The sequence below is a fragment of the Streptomyces sp. NPDC052721 genome, assembly GCF_040678315.1.
In the GTDB taxonomy this organism is placed as follows: Bacteria; Actinomycetota; Actinomycetes; order Streptomycetales; family Streptomycetaceae; genus Streptomyces.
The window spans coordinates 80,986-97,299 of sequence record NZ_JBFATL010000022.1; the positions used below are offsets into that span (position 1 = coordinate 80,986).

Consider the following 16,314-nt stretch of genomic DNA (forward strand, 5'->3'; position numbering starts at 1 on the left):
TGCCGAGACCATGTGACTGTAAACCCGACACATGTTGCCCGAGCGATCCGCCCGGCCGGTAGGGCGGCCCCCATGCCGTTCCGTCGCCGACCGTGGGGCCGGGGGCCCTGGCCGACGGCGGGAGAGACAGTGGAACCAGGCCGGCGCGAGGGACCGTTCCCCCGAGATCCCTCCGCCGGCCTCCCGGGGGTGCGGGCCCGGCACCGGACCCGCACCCCCACTTCATTCAGGCCCTCCTGAGCCGCAGTGTCACCAGCTGGAAGGGGCGCAGGCGTACGGTGATGCGGTCGCCGTCGCGCTCGGGGACGGGCGTGTCGGTCAGGGGGCGTTCGAGCAGGTCGGTGACGGTGAGATCGGCGATGTCGAAGCCGACCGTCAGGGTTGCTCGGACCCGGCTGCCGTGGGCTTCGTGGAAGCGGATGATGACGTCGCCGCTGGCGTCGTCGGCGAGCTTGACCGCCGTGATGACGACGGCGTCGTTGTCGACGGTGACCAGTGGGGCGACTTCTCCGGCGCCGGTGTGGTGGCGTTCGGGGAGGTTGATCCGCCAGCCTTCGCGGACGGCGTCGCCGATGGAGGCGCCGGGGATGAGGGCGTGGCGGAAGTGGTGGATGCCCTGGTCGGTCTCGGGGTCGGGGAAGCGCGGGGCACGCAGCAGGGAGACGCGGACCGTGGTGGTGGTGCCCTGGTCGCCGTCGGTGCGGACGGTGCGGGTGACGTCGTGGCCGTAGGTGGAGTCGTTGACGACGGCGACGCCCCAGCCGGGTTCCTCCAGGTGCAGGAAGCGGTGGTTGCAGGCCTCGAACTTGGCCGCTTCCCAGGAGGTGTTGGTGTGGGTGGGCCGGTAGGCGTGCCCGTACTGGGTCTCGGAGGCGTACCGTTCGGCGTGCAGGTCGAGGGGGAAGGCGAGCTTGAGGAACTTCTCCGTCTCGTTCCAGTCGACCTCGGTGTCCACGACCAGCCGCCGCTCGCCCGGCGGCAGGGTGAGTACCTGGGTGACGTGGGAGTCGCCGAAGGCGCGTACGACGTGTACGGAGGTGCCGTCCGGGCCGGCGGTGAGTGATGCGGTGTCGGTGAGGTCGGTGACGGTGTTGCGGTAGAACTCGTCCACGTCCCAGGCGTCCCACATGTTGGGGAAGTCGGGGTGGAGCTGGAGGAGGTTCGCGGCGCGGCCCGGGGCGATGGTCTCGCGGCCGGCGGTGATGTCGTAGGCGGAGACGACGAGTCCCTGGGCGTCGATCTCGATCCGCAGCAGGCCGTTGTCCAGCACGAACCCGCCGCCGTCGCGGGAGGCGAGCTGCGTGTGACCCGTCGTGGCCGGGACACCGGCGCCGCCCGCGACCACGCCTGCCCGCTCGTGCGGCGCGGAGTTGAACACCAGCTCGGTGCTGCCCTCACCGGCGAGCGCCCGCTGGGCGTCTTCGATGATCTCGGTCAGTTCACCCGCGATGCGTTCATAGGTGGCCCGCGCTTCCCGGTGGACCCAGGCGATGGACGAGCCGGGCAGGATGTCGTGGAACTGGTGCAGCAGCACCGTCTTCCAGATCCGGTCCAGTTCCTCGTACGGATAGGCGTATCCGGCCCGCACCGCGGCCGTGGCCGCCCACAACTCCGCCTCGCGCAGCAGGTGTTCGCTGCGCCGGTTGCCCTGCTTGGTCTTGGCCTGGCTGGTCAGGGTCGCCCGGTGCAGTTCCAGATACAGCTCACCCACCCACACCGGCGGCTCGGGGTACTCCGCCTGGGCCTTCTCGAAGAACGTCTGCGGGCTCTCCCACACCACCTGCGCGGAGCCTTCCAGGTCCCGCAGCCGGGCGGCCTTGGCGACCATCTCCCGGGTCGTGCCGCCGCCCCCGTCGCCCCAGCCGGTCGGCGCCAGGGAGTGCCGGGCGCGGCCCTTGTCCTTGAAGTTGCGGGCCGCGTGGGCGATCTCGCTGCCCTTCATCGAGCAGTTGTAGGTGTCCACCGGCGGGAAGTGCGTGAAGATGCGGGTGCCGTCGATGCCCTCCCACTGGAAGGTGTGGTGGGGGAACTTGTTCGTCTGTGACCAGGAGATCTTCTGCGTCAGCAGCCACTTCGACCCGGCCGCCTTGATGATCTGCGGCAACCCCGCCGCGAACCCGAACGTGTCCGGCAGCCACGCCTCCTCGTTCTCCACCCCGAACTCATCGAGGAAGAACCGCTTGCCGTGCACGAACTGCCGCGCCATCGCCTCCGACCCCGGCATGTTCGTATCCGACTCCACCCACATCCCCCCGGCCGGCACGAACCTGCCGTCGGCGACCGCCTTCTTCACCCGCGCCCACACCTCAGGCCGATGATCGCGCACCCACGCCCACTGCTGCGCCTGCGACATCGCGAAGACGAACTCCGGCTCGTCCTCCAGCAACGCGGTCATGTTCGACGTCGTCCGCGCCACCTTCCGCACCGTCTCCCGCAACGGCCACAGCCAGGCGGAGTCGATGTGCGCATGCCCGACCGCACTGACCCGGTGCGCGGACGGGACGGCGGGCGCTGCGAGGACCTCGGTCAGCTGCCGGCGGGCCCGTTCAGCGGTGCCGTTGACGTCCTGGAGGTCGACCGCGTCCAGCGCGCGGTCCACGGCGCGCAGGATCTCGTACCGGCGGGCGGAGTCCACGGGCAGCTCCGCCATCAGCTCGCCCAGGACCTCCAGGTCCATCACCAGCTGCCACACCGTCTCGTCGAACACCGCGAGATCCATGCGCGTGAGGGTGTACTGCGGCTCACTCCCGGCGGTCTCCTTGTCCCCGAGTCGGGTGGGCAGGAAGGGGTGGTAGTCCAGGATCACCGGGTTGGAGGCGGCCTCGATGTGCAGGCGGACCTCCTCCCCGCCCGCCACCGGCGCCCCGATGCGCACCCACTGGTTGCGCGGGTTCAGCCCCTTCACCGGGGAACCGTCGGGCCGGTACACCAGGCCCTCGCACTGGAAACCGGGCATGTTCTCATCGAAGCCCAGGTCCAGCAGGGCCTCCACCGTCCTGCCCGCCCACGCCTCGGGCACGGTCCCCGTCACCCGGAACCAGCTCGTCCCCCACGGAGCACCCCACCGGGCCCCCACCGAGATCGGCTCGACCTCGGCCGCCAGGCCCTCCTCGACGGGCACCGGTTCACCCGGCGCATGCCACACCGCCACCTCCAGCGGTACCGACTCCGGGTACACGGCGGGGCGGATCCGTTCGTCCAGGACACGCTTGAGACGGGCTTCGATCAGCGTACGGTCGTCATGCATGCGGGGTGCTCCATCGGTGCTGCGGGGTGAGAACTTGCTCGGCCGTGACGGTTTCGGTGATACCACGGGCCAGCAGGTGCTCCTGGTCGTCCGTGCGGGTGTCCAGGACGGTGGTGGGCCGGGCGCCGTCGGCGGTCAGCTGGAAGAAGGCGTCGTACACCGTCCCGCCCGGAGCCAGCGCGGTGCGCTGTTCCGGGTCGGCCGGTACGACGAGGGCGGTGGTGCGCGGTGCCGGGGTGGGGTGGGTCCGGCGGGCCGCGTCGGCCAGGACCCGCGCGATGTCCTTCGGCCGCCGGTCGTTGGTCAGCAGGCCGAGGGAGTATTCGAGGGCGGGGAAGTCGGCGAGGCCGCGCGAGACGTCGTGGGAGCACCACCAGGTGATGCCCCACAGGCCGGGGCAGTCCAGGGCGTTCGTGACGGTCGCCTCGGTGAAGGCGGCGGCGTGCTCGGCGGGGATCAGCGGCGCGGGGGCGCCGACCTCCTGGAGCCACACCGGACGGTGCGGGTCGTCGGCCCAGGCCTTGGAGAGTTCCACCAGGTAGGCGGCGTGGTGCTCGCTGGGTACGGAGGTACGGCCGTGGCGCTGGGCGGTGCCGTTGAACACCCAGGAGTGCACGGCGGTGACGCCGCCGTACCGGGCGGCCTGGGCCGGGGTGAACGGCATGTCGTGCTGGTACCAGGTGGCGTCGTACTCGGCGTGCAGGTGCAGCCGGCCGGGGGCGCCCTCCTCGCAGGCGGCGAGCATCCGCTCCAGCCAGGTGTCGATCTGCTCGGGGGTGGCGCGGTCGGGATCGGGGTGGGGGTCGGCGCTGAACTGGTTGACCTCGTTGCCGACGGTCATGCCGATGAAGTTGGGCCGGTCGGCGAGGGCGGCGGCGAGAGTGCGCAGGTAGGCGGCCTGGCCGTCGATGACCTCGGGGTCGGTGAAGAGGTTGCGCCGGTGCCAGGTGCGCGTCCAGGCGGGCAGGAAGTCGAAGCTGGACAGGTGGCCCTGCAGGCCGTCCACGTTCACGTCCAGGCCGCGTTCGGCGGCGGCGTCGGCGAGGGCCACGAGCTGTTCCACCGCGCGCGGCCGGATGAGAGCCCGGTTCGGCTGGAAGTACGGCCACAGCGGGAAGACCCGGACGTGGTCCAGGCCGAGCGCGGCGATCGAGTCCAGGTCGGCGCGTACGGAGTCGAGGTCGAAGTCGAGCCAGTGGTGGAACCACCCTTCGCTGGGGGTGTAGTTGACGCCGAAGCGCACGGCAGGAGGCATGGGTGTCCTTGCGGGGGGTTCGAATGCGGCGGTCAGCCCTTGACGGCGCCCTCGCCGACCCCGCGGAAGAAGTACCGCTGGAGGCAGGCGAAGAGGACGATGAGCGGGGCCACGGCGATGACCGTGCCGGCGGCGACCAGCCGCTGGTCGTTGGCGAAGGTGCCGTGCAGATAGTTCAGACCGACGGTGAGAGTGAACTTGGACGGGTCGCCGAGCACGATCAGCGGCCACAGGAAGTCGTCCCAGGCGCCCATGAAGGCGAAGATCGCGACGACGGCGAGGGTGCCCTTGACCGACGGCAGCGCGATGCGCAGGAACCGCTGCCAGACGTCGGCGCCGTCGACGAAGGCCGCCTCCTCGATCTCGTACGGCAGGTTGAGGAAGGCGTTGCGCATCAGCAGCACGTTCATCGCGCCGACGCAGCCGGGCAGCACCACACCGATGAGGGTGTTGTTCAGGTCCAGCGACCGCATGGTGGTGAACTGGGCGATGATGATGCTCTCGGCGGGCACCAGCAGCGCCAGGATGAAGACCAGGGTCAGCGCCCCGCGGCCCCGGTAGCGCAGCCGGGCCAGGGCGTAGCCGGCGAGGGCGGAGCCGACGCAGTTGGTGATCACGCTGGCGACGGCGACCTTGAGGGAGTTCAGGGCGTAGTCCCAGACGGGGATGACGTCGGCGACCCGGCTGTAGTTGTGCAGGGTGGGATGCTCGGGCAGGAACGACGGTGGGGAGCTGTAGATGTCCTCCGTGGGGCCCTTCAGCGAGGTCGACAGCTGCCACAGGAACGGGCCGATCGTCAGGGCCAGCACGGCGAGCAGCAGCAGGTAGCGGAGGACGAGTTCCCAGGGCCGTACGCGGCGGCCGGTGTCGTCGGTGAAACGTTGGCGGCGGCCGGTCCGCCGGTCGGGGCCGGTTGTCGGGCGGCCCGGGCGGGCGGTCCGCTCGCCCGGGGTGCGGAGGGTGTCGGTCATGCCTGGGCCTCGTCCTTCCGGTCCGCGCGCAGCACCAGCAGCATCAGCACCACGGTGATCACGAAGACCACCACGGAGATGGCCGAGGCGTAGCCGACCCGGCCGCTGAGGCCGGTGCCGGTGCGCTGTACGAGCATGACCAGGGTGGTGTCCTCGCCGGCCGGCCCTCCGGTCGGGTTCGCGATCAGGTACACCTCGGAGAACACCTTGAAGGCGGAGACCGAGGAGAGCGCGGCCACCAGGACCATCGTGGACCGCAGAGCGGGCACGGTGACGGTGAGGAAGCGGCGGACCGCGCCCGCGCCGTCCACGGCGGCGGCCTCGTGCAGTTCGCGCGGTACGTTCGCGAGCGCCGCCAGGTAGATGATCATGTAGTAGCCGAGGCCCTTCCACACCGTGACCGCCATGGCGCTGACCAGGATCAGCCACTGGTCGCTGAGGAACCCGACCGGGCCGGCGCCCAGTGTCTCCAGCATCGAGTTGACCAGACCGCGTTCGTCCAGCAGCCACACCCAGATCAGGCCGACGACCACGATCGAGGCGACGACCGGGGTGTAGAAGGCGGACCGGAAGAAGGCGATGCCGGGGATGTGCTTCTGCACCAGCAGCGCGAGCAGCAGCGGCAGGATCACCAGCGCCGGGACGACTCCGATGACGTACAGCGTGCTGTTGCGCAGGGCGATCCAGAACATGTCGTCGTGCAGCATCTCGCGGTAGTTGGCGAGACCGACGAACCGGCCCGGGATCAGGGTGCGACGGTCGGTGAAGGAGTTCACCACGGTCGACACGAACGGGTACAGCACGAACACGGCGGTGACCAGCAACCCGGGTGCGGCGAACAGCCACGGACTGATGGGCAGCTGGCGCCGCACCCGGGAGCCCCGGCGGGCAGGGGAGGAGAGGGCCACGGTGGATCAGCCCTGCTTGAGCAGCTGGTCGCAGGCCTTGACAGCGTTGTCGAGCGCCTGCTTGGGGCTCTCCTTGCCCTGGAGCGCCTTGGCGACCTCCTGCTGGAGCGCGGTCTTCATCTGGTCGCTGAACAGCACCGGCGTGTAGTTCACGGCCGTCTTCAGCGACTTGGCGGCGGCCACCCGGACCCGGGTCTCGTCGGTGCCGTCCTCCTTGGTGAAGTACGGGTCGTCCAGGGAGCCGGCGGTGCTCGGGAAGATGGCGACCTTCTTGGCGAAGGACATCTGGTTCTTCGCGTCGGTGACGAAGTGCGCGAAGGCCACGGCCGCGGGCTTCTGCTTGGACTGGGAGTTCACCAGCAGGCCCATCACGTACATGTTGACGTGGCCGGTGTTGGTGATCTGGTCGGTGATGCCGATGTTCTTGTACAGGCTCGGCGCCTGGGTCTTGAAGTTCTTCAGGTCCAGCGCGCTGCCCGGGTTCATGGCGACGGCACCGGTGAGGAACTTGTGGCCGGCCGACTCGGGCGTGGCGGTCAGCGCCTGCGGGTCGAGAGCCTTGGCGTCGTACAACTCCTTGTACTTGGTGAGGAGTTCGACACCCTTGGCGTCGTTGAAGGCGAAGGCGGTGCCTTCCTTGTTCATCAGCGGGACGCCGTAGCGGCCGAAGTCCTCGATGGCCGGCACGTTGGAGAGGGTGGCGACCTTGCCCTTGGTCTTCTCGGCGATCTGCAGGCCGTCCTTGAACAGGTCGGCGTACGTCTTCGGCGGCTGGTCGGGGTTGAGCCCGGCCTCCCTGAACAGGGCCTTGTTGTAGAACAGCGGGCCGGTGTTCAGGTACCACGGGAACGCCCAGGTGCCCGGCAGGCCGGGGACGTCGGTGCTGCTCCACGCGCCGGGCAGGTACTCGCCCTTGTACTTGGCCGCCGCCTTGTCCTTGTCCAGGTCCAGCGCGAGGCCGGCCTTGGCGAGCGGGGCGGCGAGGTCGGGGGAGACGTTGACGACGTCGGGCAGGGTGCCGCCGGCGGCCTCGGCGCTGATCTTGTCGGCGTATCCCTCGGCGGGCTGGTCGACCCACTTCACGTGGGTGCCCGGGTACTGGTGCTCGAAGTCGGCGATCAGGCCCTCGAAGAAGGGCTTGAAGTTGGCGCGCAGGTTCCAGGTCTGGAAGGTGATGTCGCCCTGGATCTTGCCCGAGGCGTCGCCCGGCGAACTGTCGTCGTTCCCGGAGCCGCAGGCACTCAGCGGCAGCAGGGCCGCGACGGCGACAGCGGTGGCGAGGGTTCTGCGGGATATGCGCACGGCTGGAGGCTCCTTCGGACGGCGGGCCACGGCGACGATGCCGGCCACGGGTTCAGGGGCAGACCTTGCATCCTTCGGCGGAAAAATGTCAATGGATTGAGGCGAAAAGTTGCTCAGGCTGGACAAAGTCGCAGGTCAGAGGCGTTTGGCAAAGGCGCGTCAAGGGTCTTGCCGCTGATCGCTAATGCGCTTTAGGCTGGTCTCGCTCAAGCGCATTAGTGCTCAGCGGCAGAGAATGGGAGCGGAAGTGGCGGACAAGCGTTCACCGGCGCGCCGGCCGACGATGAAGGACATCGCGCGGCGGGCCGGGGTCTCCGAGAGCGCCGTCTCCTTCGCCCTCAACAACCGGCCCGGCGTCTCCGAGGTGACCCGGGCCCGGGTGCGCCGGGTGGCCGAACAGCTCGGCTGGCGGCCGAGCACCGCCGCACGCCAGCTGTCCGGTGAGGGCGCGGCCACGGTCGGGTTCGTGCTGGCCCGTCCCGCGCACACCCTCGGTGTGGACTCGTTCTTCCTCCAACTGGTCTCGGGCATCCAGGAGGTGCTGGCCGAACGCCATCTCGGCCTGCTCTTCCAAGTGGTGGAGGACATTGCCGACGAATGCGCGGTATACCGGACCTGGTGGGCCGAGCACCGGGTCGACGGCGTCCTCATGGTCGACCCCCGCACCGACGACCCCCGCCCCGGCCTCCTCGACGAACTCGGCCTGCCCGCCGTCGTGATCGGGGGCGCGCCGGCCGGGCTGAACCCCCGGCTGTCGGCGGTGTGGGCCGACGACGCCGGCGCGATGGCCGCCGTCGTCGCGGAACTGCACGCCCTGGGGCACCGGCGGATCGTGCACATCGCCGGGCTTTCCGGCCTCGCGCACACCCAGCGGCGGGTGCGCAGCCTGCGCGCCGAGGCCGAACGGCGCGGGCTGACCGAGGTCCGCTCCGTGACCACCGACTACTCCGACGCGCAGGGAGCCGCCGTCACCCGCCGGGTGCTGAGCACCGCGACCGCGCCCACGGCGCTGATCTACGACAACGACGTGATGGCGGTCGCGGGCGTCGCCGCCGCGGCCGAACTGGGCTTCACCGTGCCGGACGACGTGTCGGTGGTCTCCTGGGAGGACTCCGCGCTGTGCCGGATGGTCAAGCCCTGGCTGTCCGCGCTGTCCCGGGACACGGTGGCCTTCGGCCGCACGGCCGCCCGGGAACTGGTGTCCTTGCTGGACGGCGCCTCCCCGGGCACGGTCCAGGTACCGCTGCCCGAACTCATAGCCCGGGAGAGCACGGGGCCGGCGCCGAGCACGCAGGGAGCCGCCGGGCCGGCGCCGGCTGTGGGGTGAACCCTCCGTAGCCGTCGTATCCCGTTGTGGGGACGGCTCCATGGCCCGCCCGGAGGCGCCCTGGCCAGAATCGGGGGACCGGCCGAGGAACCGCCGCACGGTGGCGTGAGGGCCGTACGCCGTCCGACCCGGGCCGCCGTACCCCCTCGCCCACGCCGGCCAGGAATGGAGGACCGCCCCCGTGACCGCGACACCTGACCAACTCGTCGACGTCCACGCCCACTTCGTGACCCCCGACTACGTCGAGGCCGCCAAGGCCGCGGGACATCTGCTCCCCGACGGCATGCGGGGCTACCCCGCCTGGTCGGCGGCCGAGCACCTGGACCTCATGGACGCCCACGGCATCCGCACCAGCGTGCTGTCCGTCTCGTCGCCCGGCACCCACTTCGGCGACGACCGCGCCGCGCGCCTGCTGAGCCGGCGGGTCAACGAGTTCGCGGCGGACGTGCTGCGCGCACACCCCGGCCGCTTCGGGCACTTCGCCTCCCTCCCGCTGCCCGACGTGGCCGGCGCGCGCGCCGAGGCCGCCCACGCCCTCGACGTCCTCGGCAGTGACGGCGTCGCCGTCGAGACCAACCACGACGGCGCCTATCTCGGTGACGCCCGCTTCGAACCCCTCTGGCGGGACCTGGACGAGCGCGGCGCCGTCGTCTTCGTCCACCCCACCTCGCCGCCCTGTTACGAGGCCGTCGCCCTGGACCGGCCCCGGCCCATGCTGGAGTTCCTGTTCGACTCCACCCGCACCGTCTCCGACCTGCTGTTCAGCGGGGTGCTCCGCCGCTGCCCGGGCATCCGGTGGGTCTTCACCCACGGCGGTGGCGCGCTGCCGCTGCTCGCCGACCGCATGGAGCTGTTCCGGACCGTGTTCGGCATCGGCTCCCAGGACGGGCCCACCGTGCAGGAGCAACTGCGCCACCTCTGGTTCGACATGGCCGGCAGCCCCTTCCCCCACCAGATCCCCGCGCTCACGACGGCCTTCGGCCACGACCGCCTGCTCTACGGCAGCGACTACTGCTGGACCCCCGCCGCCGGAGCCGTCGCGCAGATCGCCTCCGTCGACGCCGCCGAACAGCCGCCCGGCGGCACCTGGCGCGCGCTGACCACCCGCAACGCGGCCCGGCTGCTCCCGGAACTCGTCACCGCCGACTGACCGGTCCGGCCGTGGTGCGGCGAGGCGGCACACATCAGATGCCGTGCACGTCCTCCGTCGAATGACTGATGCCCGCCCGTGCGGAGACGGGAAGCCTGGTGGCGAACACAGGCACCAGGAGCCGCATGGGAGGAATCACCGTGTTCGACGCGCCCGGTACGGACGAACCGGACGGCAGCAGACTTCTGCACTGGCCGATCGGCTTCTCCCCGGACTTCTCGGACCTCTGGGCCGCCGGCGAGATCGGGATCGACGCGGATCCGGCGACCGTCTTCGCACACCTGGCCGGCATCCGCGCCTGGGCCCGGGACTTCACAGGGCCCGCGGACGGGCCGACGGCGCTGCGGGCCGAGAGCGAGTTCGTGTACCGGCTGGACGGGCTGGCCGTACACGCGCGGGTCGGGGAGTACAGCCCCGGCAGCCGCCTGGCCTGGTTCGGGCAGGGCATCGACTTCGGCCTCTACCAGGAGTGGCTGCTCCTCGACCACGGCGACCGCACCCTCGTCCTCCTGGGGCTCGCGGCCCGCGGATCCGCCGCCATCGCCCGCCGGGAGTCGGACCCGGCCGGGGCGCGACGGTGCGTCGACCGGTGGCTGTCCGGCCTGAAGACGCGGACCGAGGACTCCGCCTAGGCGGCGCGCTCCCCGCCCGGGCCGCGCGCCCCTACGCCTCCCCGATGGCGTCCCGCAGCGCCGCCCGCTTGGTGATGCCCAGCTTCGGGAAGATCTGGTACAGGTGACTGCTCACCGTCCGCGGCGAGACGAACAGCCGCGCGGCGATCTCCTTGTTGGTCATGCCGGACGCCGCCAGCCGCGCGATCTCCAGCTCCTGGGGTGTCAGGGCGGCCACGCCCCGGGCGTCGGACCGGGTCCTCGTGGCCTGCCCCGCCGCCCGCAGCTCCCGCTCGGCGCGGGCCGCCCACGGCGCCGCCCCCAGCTTCTCGAACGCCGCCAGCGCGGGGGAGAGCCGGGCCCTCGCCTCGGTGGTGGCCCGGATACGGCGCAGCCGCTCGCCGTACAGCAGGCGGACGCGGGCCGTGTCGAACGGCCACTCGTCCACCGTCGGCAGACCGAGCGCCCGCTCGAAGAAGTCCACCGCCTCCGCGTCGTCGGCGGCGACCAGGGCCGCGCACGCCGCCTCCACGATGGCCAGCCGGGTCGAGAGAGCCGCGACACCGGTCTCCCGCAGGACGCGCGCATGCCGCTCCGCCTCCGCCGTGCGGCCGGTGCGCACCGCCGCCTCCACGAGGTCGAGGGCCACCCACAGACTGTGCGGCACATGCGAGGCGAGGGTCCCGGCGGGGCTGATCGCCGTCGCATGCCGGTAGGCGGTCTCGAAGTCCCCTTGTCCGACGGCCGCCAGCACCAGGGCGTGCCGGGCGTACGTCCGGGCCGTACCCACTCCGCGCGGGCCGCCCCAGCCGGTCATCTGGTCGGCCAGCGCCCTGCTGGTCTCGAACCTGCCCTGGGCCGCCGCCAGCAGCGCCTGGTGGTAACGGAAGTACCAGCTGAAGGACGTGGCGCCGAACTCCTCGCAGACGCCGAGCCCCTCGGCCGCCAGCTCCGCGGCCTCCGCCCACGCGCCCCGGTGGAAGTCGTCCACGCAGACGTTCATGAGGGCGACGATCCGCCGCCGGCCCGGGCCTCCCGCGCGACCGGCGCGGATGATCCGCCACAGCGGCTCGCGCACGTCGCCTATGCGGTCCGCGTACATCGCGCTCGCCGCCAGGATCTGCGCGGTCGCCGGATCGGTGTCCCGGTGCGCCGTGGCCAGCGCCGCGTCCAGCCGTGGCAGCAGGGCCGCACCGGTGCGGGCGGGGTCGGCGAACAGGCCCACGGACAGCGCGAGCAGCTCCGGCGGTTCACAGCTGAGCCGGGACAGTGCCGCGTAGTAGGCCGTCCACAGCTCGGCCCGGCCGCCGACGAAGCACAGCATCACCAGCGTCCACAGCGCGTTGACCAGCTCCTGGTCGTCCCCGTCCACGGGACGGTCGTACGCCTCGATCGCACCGGCCAGCAGCTGGTGCGCGGTGTCGACCTGCCCGTCGGAGTCGAGCAGCAGCAGCGCCGCGGCCGAGGCGTAGTGCAGGGAGCCGTGTGCCTGCCGCCCCTCCTGGCGGGCGCCCTCCAGCAGCTGGGCCGTGGTGTGCGTCGCCGCCATGCCCTCCGCGCCGATGTAGGCGGCCTCGGCCGTGCGGCGGCTGCGTGCCTCGGCCGCGGGGCTCAGGTCGGCGGCCCGGCACAGCAGGGAGATCACCGCCTGGTAGTCGCCGCGCCCGGCGACGTGGTGCGCCGCCGCCTCCAGCAGCGCAGCGACCTCCTCGTCGGGTTCCACCGTGGCCTCGCCCAGGTGCCAGGCCCGCCGCTCGGGGTCGTCCACGAGGGCCGCCGCCAGCGCCCGGTGCACCCGCCGGCGTTCCCCGGATGTCGACTGCGCGACCACGGCGGACCGGATCAGCGGATGCCGGAACGTCACCCGGTGCGAGTCGGCGTCGACCCGTACCAGCCCGTCCTGCTCGGCGGGCGTGAGATCGTCCAGGTGGTAGCCGGCGCTCGCCGACGCCTGGAGGATCCTCAGGTCGCAGGTGCTCTCCAGGGCGGCGGCCAGCAGCAGGGTCCTGGTCGGCGCGGGCAGGGCCGCCACCTGGGAGGCGAACAGCCGTTGCAGGCGTTCGCCGAGCGGCAGTACGCGCGGCAGCGGCTGGGCCGGACCGCGCCGTGCCGCGCGCAGCGCGGGCGGCAGTTCCAGCAGGGCGAGCGGATTGCCCTGCGCGGTGTCCAGCACCCGGGCCCGCACCTCCGGGTCGAGGCCGGGGAAGCGGTCCGTGAGCAGCCGGGCCGCCGCTTCCTCGTCCAGCGCGCCGATCACCGTCTCGGGCAGCCCGGAGACGTCGAAATAGCCGAACTCACCGGTGCGGGAGGCGGCCAGCAGCCCCGCCCGGCTGCCGATGAGCCGGCGCGCGACGAAGCTCAGCACGCCCGCGCTGGCCCGGTCGAGCCAGGGGAGGTCGTCGATGATCAGCAGCAGCGGGGTACGGGTGGCCGCCTTGCGCAGCAGCAGCGTCACGGCGCTGGAGAGCAGCAGCCGGTCCGGCGCGGGGCCGGATGCGAAACCCAGGGCGACGCTCAGCGCCCTGGCATGTTCGTCGCCGAGTGCGGCGACATCGCCGCCCAGTGGGAACAGCGCCTGGTTGAGCGCGGCGAAGCTGACCTTCGCCTCGAACTCGGTGCCGGTGACGCGGAGGACCGTCGTCTCCGCCGCGCGCGCGAAACCGGCGGTCGCCTCCAGCAGCGCCGACTTCCCGACGCCCGGTTCCCCGGACAACAGCAGCGCGCCGCCGTTCACCGCCGTCCGGCCGACGAAACGCCGGAGGAAAGCGAGTTCCTCCGGGCGTCCCACAAGGGTGTCGGCTGGGGCACCTGGCTTGATCACCCGCGAAGTCTCACCCATCCGTGTCCCGTACATCAAGGAGAACGCACGGCGCGGAGCAGGTGGTGCACCGACGCCCCGAGAACCGCGTCGACGACCGGCGCCACCAGAGCGGGCGCGAACTGCCGCGCGGGGACTGGCCGGACCGCCGCTGAGCGGGCCGGCGTCCACGATGATCAGTGCGATGCAGCCGTCCCCCGGGTACGGCAGCCACCGGCCCGGCGCCGGGTACGCCGGCAGGCATCCGACGGCGAGCGCCAGGACGAGGACGCACCCGGTCTCCGCCAGGAACACCGCCGGCGCCGACCAGCCGGGCCGGCCGCAGCGCCCCGCAGCCCACCTCGGACACCACCGGGAAGAGCAGGACGGTCGGGAGGCCGAACTCGCCGGCAGCGGGCGCTCGTTGCGCAGCGTCCCGGCCCGCACGGGCGCGGGGAATCGAGCGGGCACCACAGTCCGCACCGCCCGGGCGTGGGGCAGCCCCCACACGTGAAGTCACATGTTTCGTGATGATGTTTCTGGCTGCGACACACGCTGTCCGGTGCTGCATGATGTCACCATGTCCATCCATCGCATAGGTCTCGTGGTCCACCAGGGACGGGCCGCCGCCCGGGAGGCGGCGCTGACCGTGCACCGGTGGAGCGAGGCGCGTGCTATCCCGTGCACCGACATCGACGTGTGGGCCAAGGACCACGGCCGGCGCGGCGGACGCGAGGAGGCCGAGGCCGCCGGGAACCCCGACCTCGTCGTCACCCTCGGCGGCGACGGCACCTTCCTGCGGGGCGCCCGGATCGCCGTCAAGAGCGGGGCGAGCGTCCTCGGCGTCGACCTCGGCAAGGTCGGTTTCCTCACCGAGGTGCCGGCGGGCGACGTCACCGCCGCCCTGGACGCCGTCCACGAGGACCACGCCGTCGTCGAGGAACGCATGACCCTCACCATGCGCGCCTCGCGCCCGCTGGAGATACCGCCGGGGATGGAGGCCCTGCTGCGGTACGGGCGCGGCCCCGCGCTGCCCGCCCCGCACGTCCGGCCGGAGACCACCGAGGGCCAGGGCTGGGGCGTCGCCCTCGACGTCAACGCGCTCAACGACGTCGTCCTGGAGAAGCTCGCCCGCGACCGCCAGGTGAGCGTCGGCGTCTACATGGCGGGCCGGCTGCTGGCGTCGTACTCGGCCGACGCGCTGGCCGTGGCCACGCCCACCGGATCCACCGCCTACAGTTTCGCCGCCGGCGGTCCCGTGCTGTCCCCGCACATGGACGCGGTGGTCTTCACCCCCATCGCGCCGCACATGACCTTCAACCGCAGCATCGTCGCCGCGCCCGACGAACCGGTCGCCCTGCGCGTCCTGCCCCACTCCGGGCAGGCCGCGGTGAGCATCGACGGCCAGCTGCGCGGGGTGCTCGACCCCGGTGACTGGATCGGTGTCTTCCGCGCCCCGGACCGGGTGCGGCTGATCCGTCTCCACCCGACGGACTTCTACGGCCGCCTCCGGGGCCGCTTCCATCTCACCGACGCCCCCGCCACGGCCCAGGACGGCCCCTCGGCACCGTTCTTCCGCCCGGACACGCCCATCCCGCCGGACCTGGCGGGCATGCGCCTGCCTCCACCGGCGGCCGCACGCTGACAAGGGGATCAGCCGACGCGGAGGCCGGCGATGAGTGCGTCGCGCGGTTCGAAGGCCACCGGCCCGGTGCCCGGAAACGGTCACCGGGCCGGTCCGGGGGCCGGCACCTCGAACAGTTCGTACGCGCCCACGACGCAGAAGCGGTGCGGCCGTCCCGTCGCCGATCAGGCGGGTCCGGAGAACAAGTAGTACTCGGCCACGGCCGTGAAGCCGAAGCGCCGGTACAGCGGCTCGCCCGACGGGCTGGCCCCGAGCGCGGCCAGTCGCATCCCGCGTTCCCGCCCGGCCCGCAGCGCCGCCGTCGTCAGGGCGCCGCCGACGCCCCGCCGGCGGTGCGCCTGCGCGACATGGACCAGGAAGACGCCGGCCACCTCGTGCGCCGTCATGACCACCGTCGTACCGACCACCCGGCCGTCGAGCACCGCGGCGAGACGGACGACGTCGGCGTTGTCGGGCCGCCCGGCCTCCACGCGCACCACGCCGTCCTCCAGGCTCGGTGAGACCCCCATCGAGGCGCTGTAGGTGCGGACCAGCTCCCGCAGCCGTTCCCCGTCCCCGACCTCCTCGACCCGCAGGCCGGGCGGCGGCTCCTCGGTCTGCTCCACCCGGTCGAGGGAGCGGGTCATCAGGGGTACGGCCCCCAGGGACACCGCTCCCAGGCCTGACAGGGCGTCTGCGGTTCCCGCCGGGCTGTCCGGGCCGACCCACCACCACCAGGGCACGCCCGCGAGCCGGGCCCGCGCGGTGGCCATCGACTCCTCCACGACGTCCAGCGACCTCAGCCGTACGACGCCGTTGAACTGCGGCTGGGCCAGACCGCTGCGATAGCGGTCCGGGTCACCCCAGGCGCACTCCTGCGCGCCCCAGCCCATCAGGTACTGCCGGAAGTTGGCGGTGACCCGGGCCATGTCCCCGGTGTCCGGCGTGGCTGTCATGCGTGTCACCCTGTGATCCTCGAACGCCGTGCGTTTATGTGGTCAGCCTATCTGCTGGGTGACATCAGGTGTTTGAGACATGTGGCACGCTGAAGCGTGCTGGTCCCACGGCCCGCGCCCCGCGGCCGGGGTGGACGCGGGGCGGCGGCGTGCGGCTGAGTTCGGG

Annotated in this window: 12 protein-coding genes; 5 read left to right on the plus strand and 7 right to left on the minus strand. The window is 72.1% G+C overall.

Annotation, left to right across the window (positions count from 1 at the left end; genetic code table 11):
• Nucleotides 1-226: 226 nt before the first annotated feature.
• The 5 genes from AB0L21_RS21765 to AB0L21_RS21785 are packed head-to-tail and all read right to left on the minus strand — an operon-like array spanning nucleotide 227 to nucleotide 7,683.
• Nucleotides 227-3,247, minus strand: coding sequence for a glycoside hydrolase family 38 C-terminal domain-containing protein (locus AB0L21_RS21765; protein ID WP_365785771.1), 3,021 nt, complete (start codon nucleotides 3,245-3,247; stop codon nucleotides 227-229).
• Nucleotides 3,240-4,502 (minus strand): glycosyl hydrolase, encoded by a 1,263-nt coding sequence (locus AB0L21_RS21770; RefSeq protein WP_365708291.1) that lies wholly within the window; start codon nucleotides 4,500-4,502, stop codon nucleotides 3,240-3,242. Before AB0L21_RS21770 ends, AB0L21_RS21765 begins: the two co-directional genes overlap by 8 nt.
• A gap of 32 nt (nucleotides 4,503-4,534) precedes the next feature.
• Nucleotides 4,535-5,473, minus strand: coding sequence for a carbohydrate ABC transporter permease (locus AB0L21_RS21775; protein ID WP_365785773.1), 939 nt, complete (start codon nucleotides 5,471-5,473; stop codon nucleotides 4,535-4,537).
• Nucleotides 5,470-6,381 carry a sugar ABC transporter permease gene (locus tag AB0L21_RS21780; protein ID WP_365785775.1) on the minus strand — a complete coding sequence of 304 codons (912 nt, stop codon included), beginning with the start codon at nucleotides 6,379-6,381 and terminating at the stop codon, nucleotides 5,470-5,472. The genes AB0L21_RS21775 and AB0L21_RS21780 overlap by 4 nt, the downstream gene beginning before the upstream one ends.
• Nucleotides 6,382-6,387: 6 nt before the next feature.
• Nucleotides 6,388-7,683: a sugar ABC transporter substrate-binding protein gene (locus AB0L21_RS21785; protein WP_365708296.1), complete on the minus strand. Its 1,296-nt coding sequence runs from the start codon at nucleotides 7,681-7,683 to the stop codon at nucleotides 6,388-6,390.
• Nucleotides 7,684-7,930: 247 nt separating this feature from the next.
• On the opposite strand from AB0L21_RS21785, the gene AB0L21_RS21790 reads away from it, so the two are divergent.
• The 3 genes from AB0L21_RS21790 (at nucleotide 7,931) to AB0L21_RS21800 (ending at nucleotide 10,792) form a co-directional block, all read left to right on the plus strand.
• Nucleotides 7,931-9,010, plus strand: a complete 1,080-nt coding sequence (locus tag AB0L21_RS21790) for a LacI family DNA-binding transcriptional regulator (protein WP_365708298.1) — start codon at nucleotides 7,931-7,933, stop codon at nucleotides 9,008-9,010.
• Nucleotides 9,011-9,191: 181 nt separating this feature from the next.
• Nucleotides 9,192-10,160: an amidohydrolase family protein gene (locus AB0L21_RS21795; RefSeq protein ID WP_365785777.1), complete on the plus strand. Its 969-nt coding sequence runs from the start codon at nucleotides 9,192-9,194 to the stop codon at nucleotides 10,158-10,160.
• 125 nt (nucleotides 10,161-10,285) lie between these two features.
• A complete protein-coding gene (locus AB0L21_RS21800; protein WP_365785779.1) occupies nucleotides 10,286-10,792 on the plus strand; it encodes a hypothetical protein in 507 nt (168 codons plus the stop codon).
• A 31-nt stretch (nucleotides 10,793-10,823) separates the two neighbouring features.
• Here the strand turns inward: AB0L21_RS21800 and AB0L21_RS21805 are convergent, their stop codons facing one another.
• Entirely contained in the window at nucleotides 10,824-13,592 is a 2,769-nt protein-coding gene (locus tag AB0L21_RS21805; RefSeq protein WP_365785781.1) for an AAA family ATPase, read from the minus strand.
• A gap of 181 nt (nucleotides 13,593-13,773) precedes the next feature.
• On the opposite strand from AB0L21_RS21805, the gene AB0L21_RS21810 reads away from it, so the two are divergent.
• Both AB0L21_RS21810 and AB0L21_RS21815 read left to right on the plus strand, forming a co-directional pair.
• Nucleotides 13,774-14,082, plus strand: coding sequence for a hypothetical protein (locus tag AB0L21_RS21810; RefSeq protein ID WP_365785783.1), 309 nt, complete (start codon nucleotides 13,774-13,776; stop codon nucleotides 14,080-14,082).
• Nucleotides 14,083-14,148: 66 nt separating this feature from the next.
• Nucleotides 14,149-15,213: an NAD(+)/NADH kinase gene (locus AB0L21_RS21815; RefSeq protein ID WP_365708308.1), complete on the plus strand. Its 1,065-nt coding sequence runs from the start codon at nucleotides 14,149-14,151 to the stop codon at nucleotides 15,211-15,213.
• Between the two features lie 164 nt (nucleotides 15,214-15,377).
• Here AB0L21_RS21815 and AB0L21_RS21820 read toward each other — a convergent pair whose 3' ends face one another.
• The gene (locus tag AB0L21_RS21820) at nucleotides 15,378-16,148 is read right to left on the minus strand and encodes a GNAT family N-acetyltransferase (RefSeq protein WP_365785785.1); all 771 of its coding nucleotides are present in this window, start codon (nucleotides 16,146-16,148) and stop codon (nucleotides 15,378-15,380) included.
• Between the last annotated feature and the right edge of the window lie 166 nt (nucleotides 16,149-16,314).

What these genes read in the sequence shown, in the direction of transcription:
- AB0L21_RS21775 (WP_365785773.1), bottom strand. Translation starts at nt 5,473, where the DNA reads ATGACCGACACCCTCCGCACCCCGGGCGAGCGGACCGCCCGCCCGGGC.
- AB0L21_RS21770 (WP_365708291.1), bottom strand. Translation starts at nt 4,502, where the DNA reads ATGCCTCCTGCCGTGCGCTTCGGCGTCAACTACACCCCCAGCGAAGGG.
- AB0L21_RS21815 (WP_365708308.1), top strand. Translation starts at nt 14,149, where the DNA reads ATGTCCATCCATCGCATAGGTCTCGTGGTCCACCAGGGACGGGCCGCC.
- AB0L21_RS21820 (WP_365785785.1), bottom strand. Translation starts at nt 16,148, where the DNA reads ATGACAGCCACGCCGGACACCGGGGACATGGCCCGGGTCACCGCCAAC.
- AB0L21_RS21810 (WP_365785783.1), top strand. Translation starts at nt 13,774, where the DNA reads ATGCAGCCGTCCCCCGGGTACGGCAGCCACCGGCCCGGCGCCGGGTAC.
- AB0L21_RS21800 (WP_365785779.1), top strand. Translation starts at nt 10,286, where the DNA reads ATGGGAGGAATCACCGTGTTCGACGCGCCCGGTACGGACGAACCGGAC.
- AB0L21_RS21765 (WP_365785771.1), bottom strand. Translation starts at nt 3,247, where the DNA reads ATGCATGACGACCGTACGCTGATCGAAGCCCGTCTCAAGCGTGTCCTG.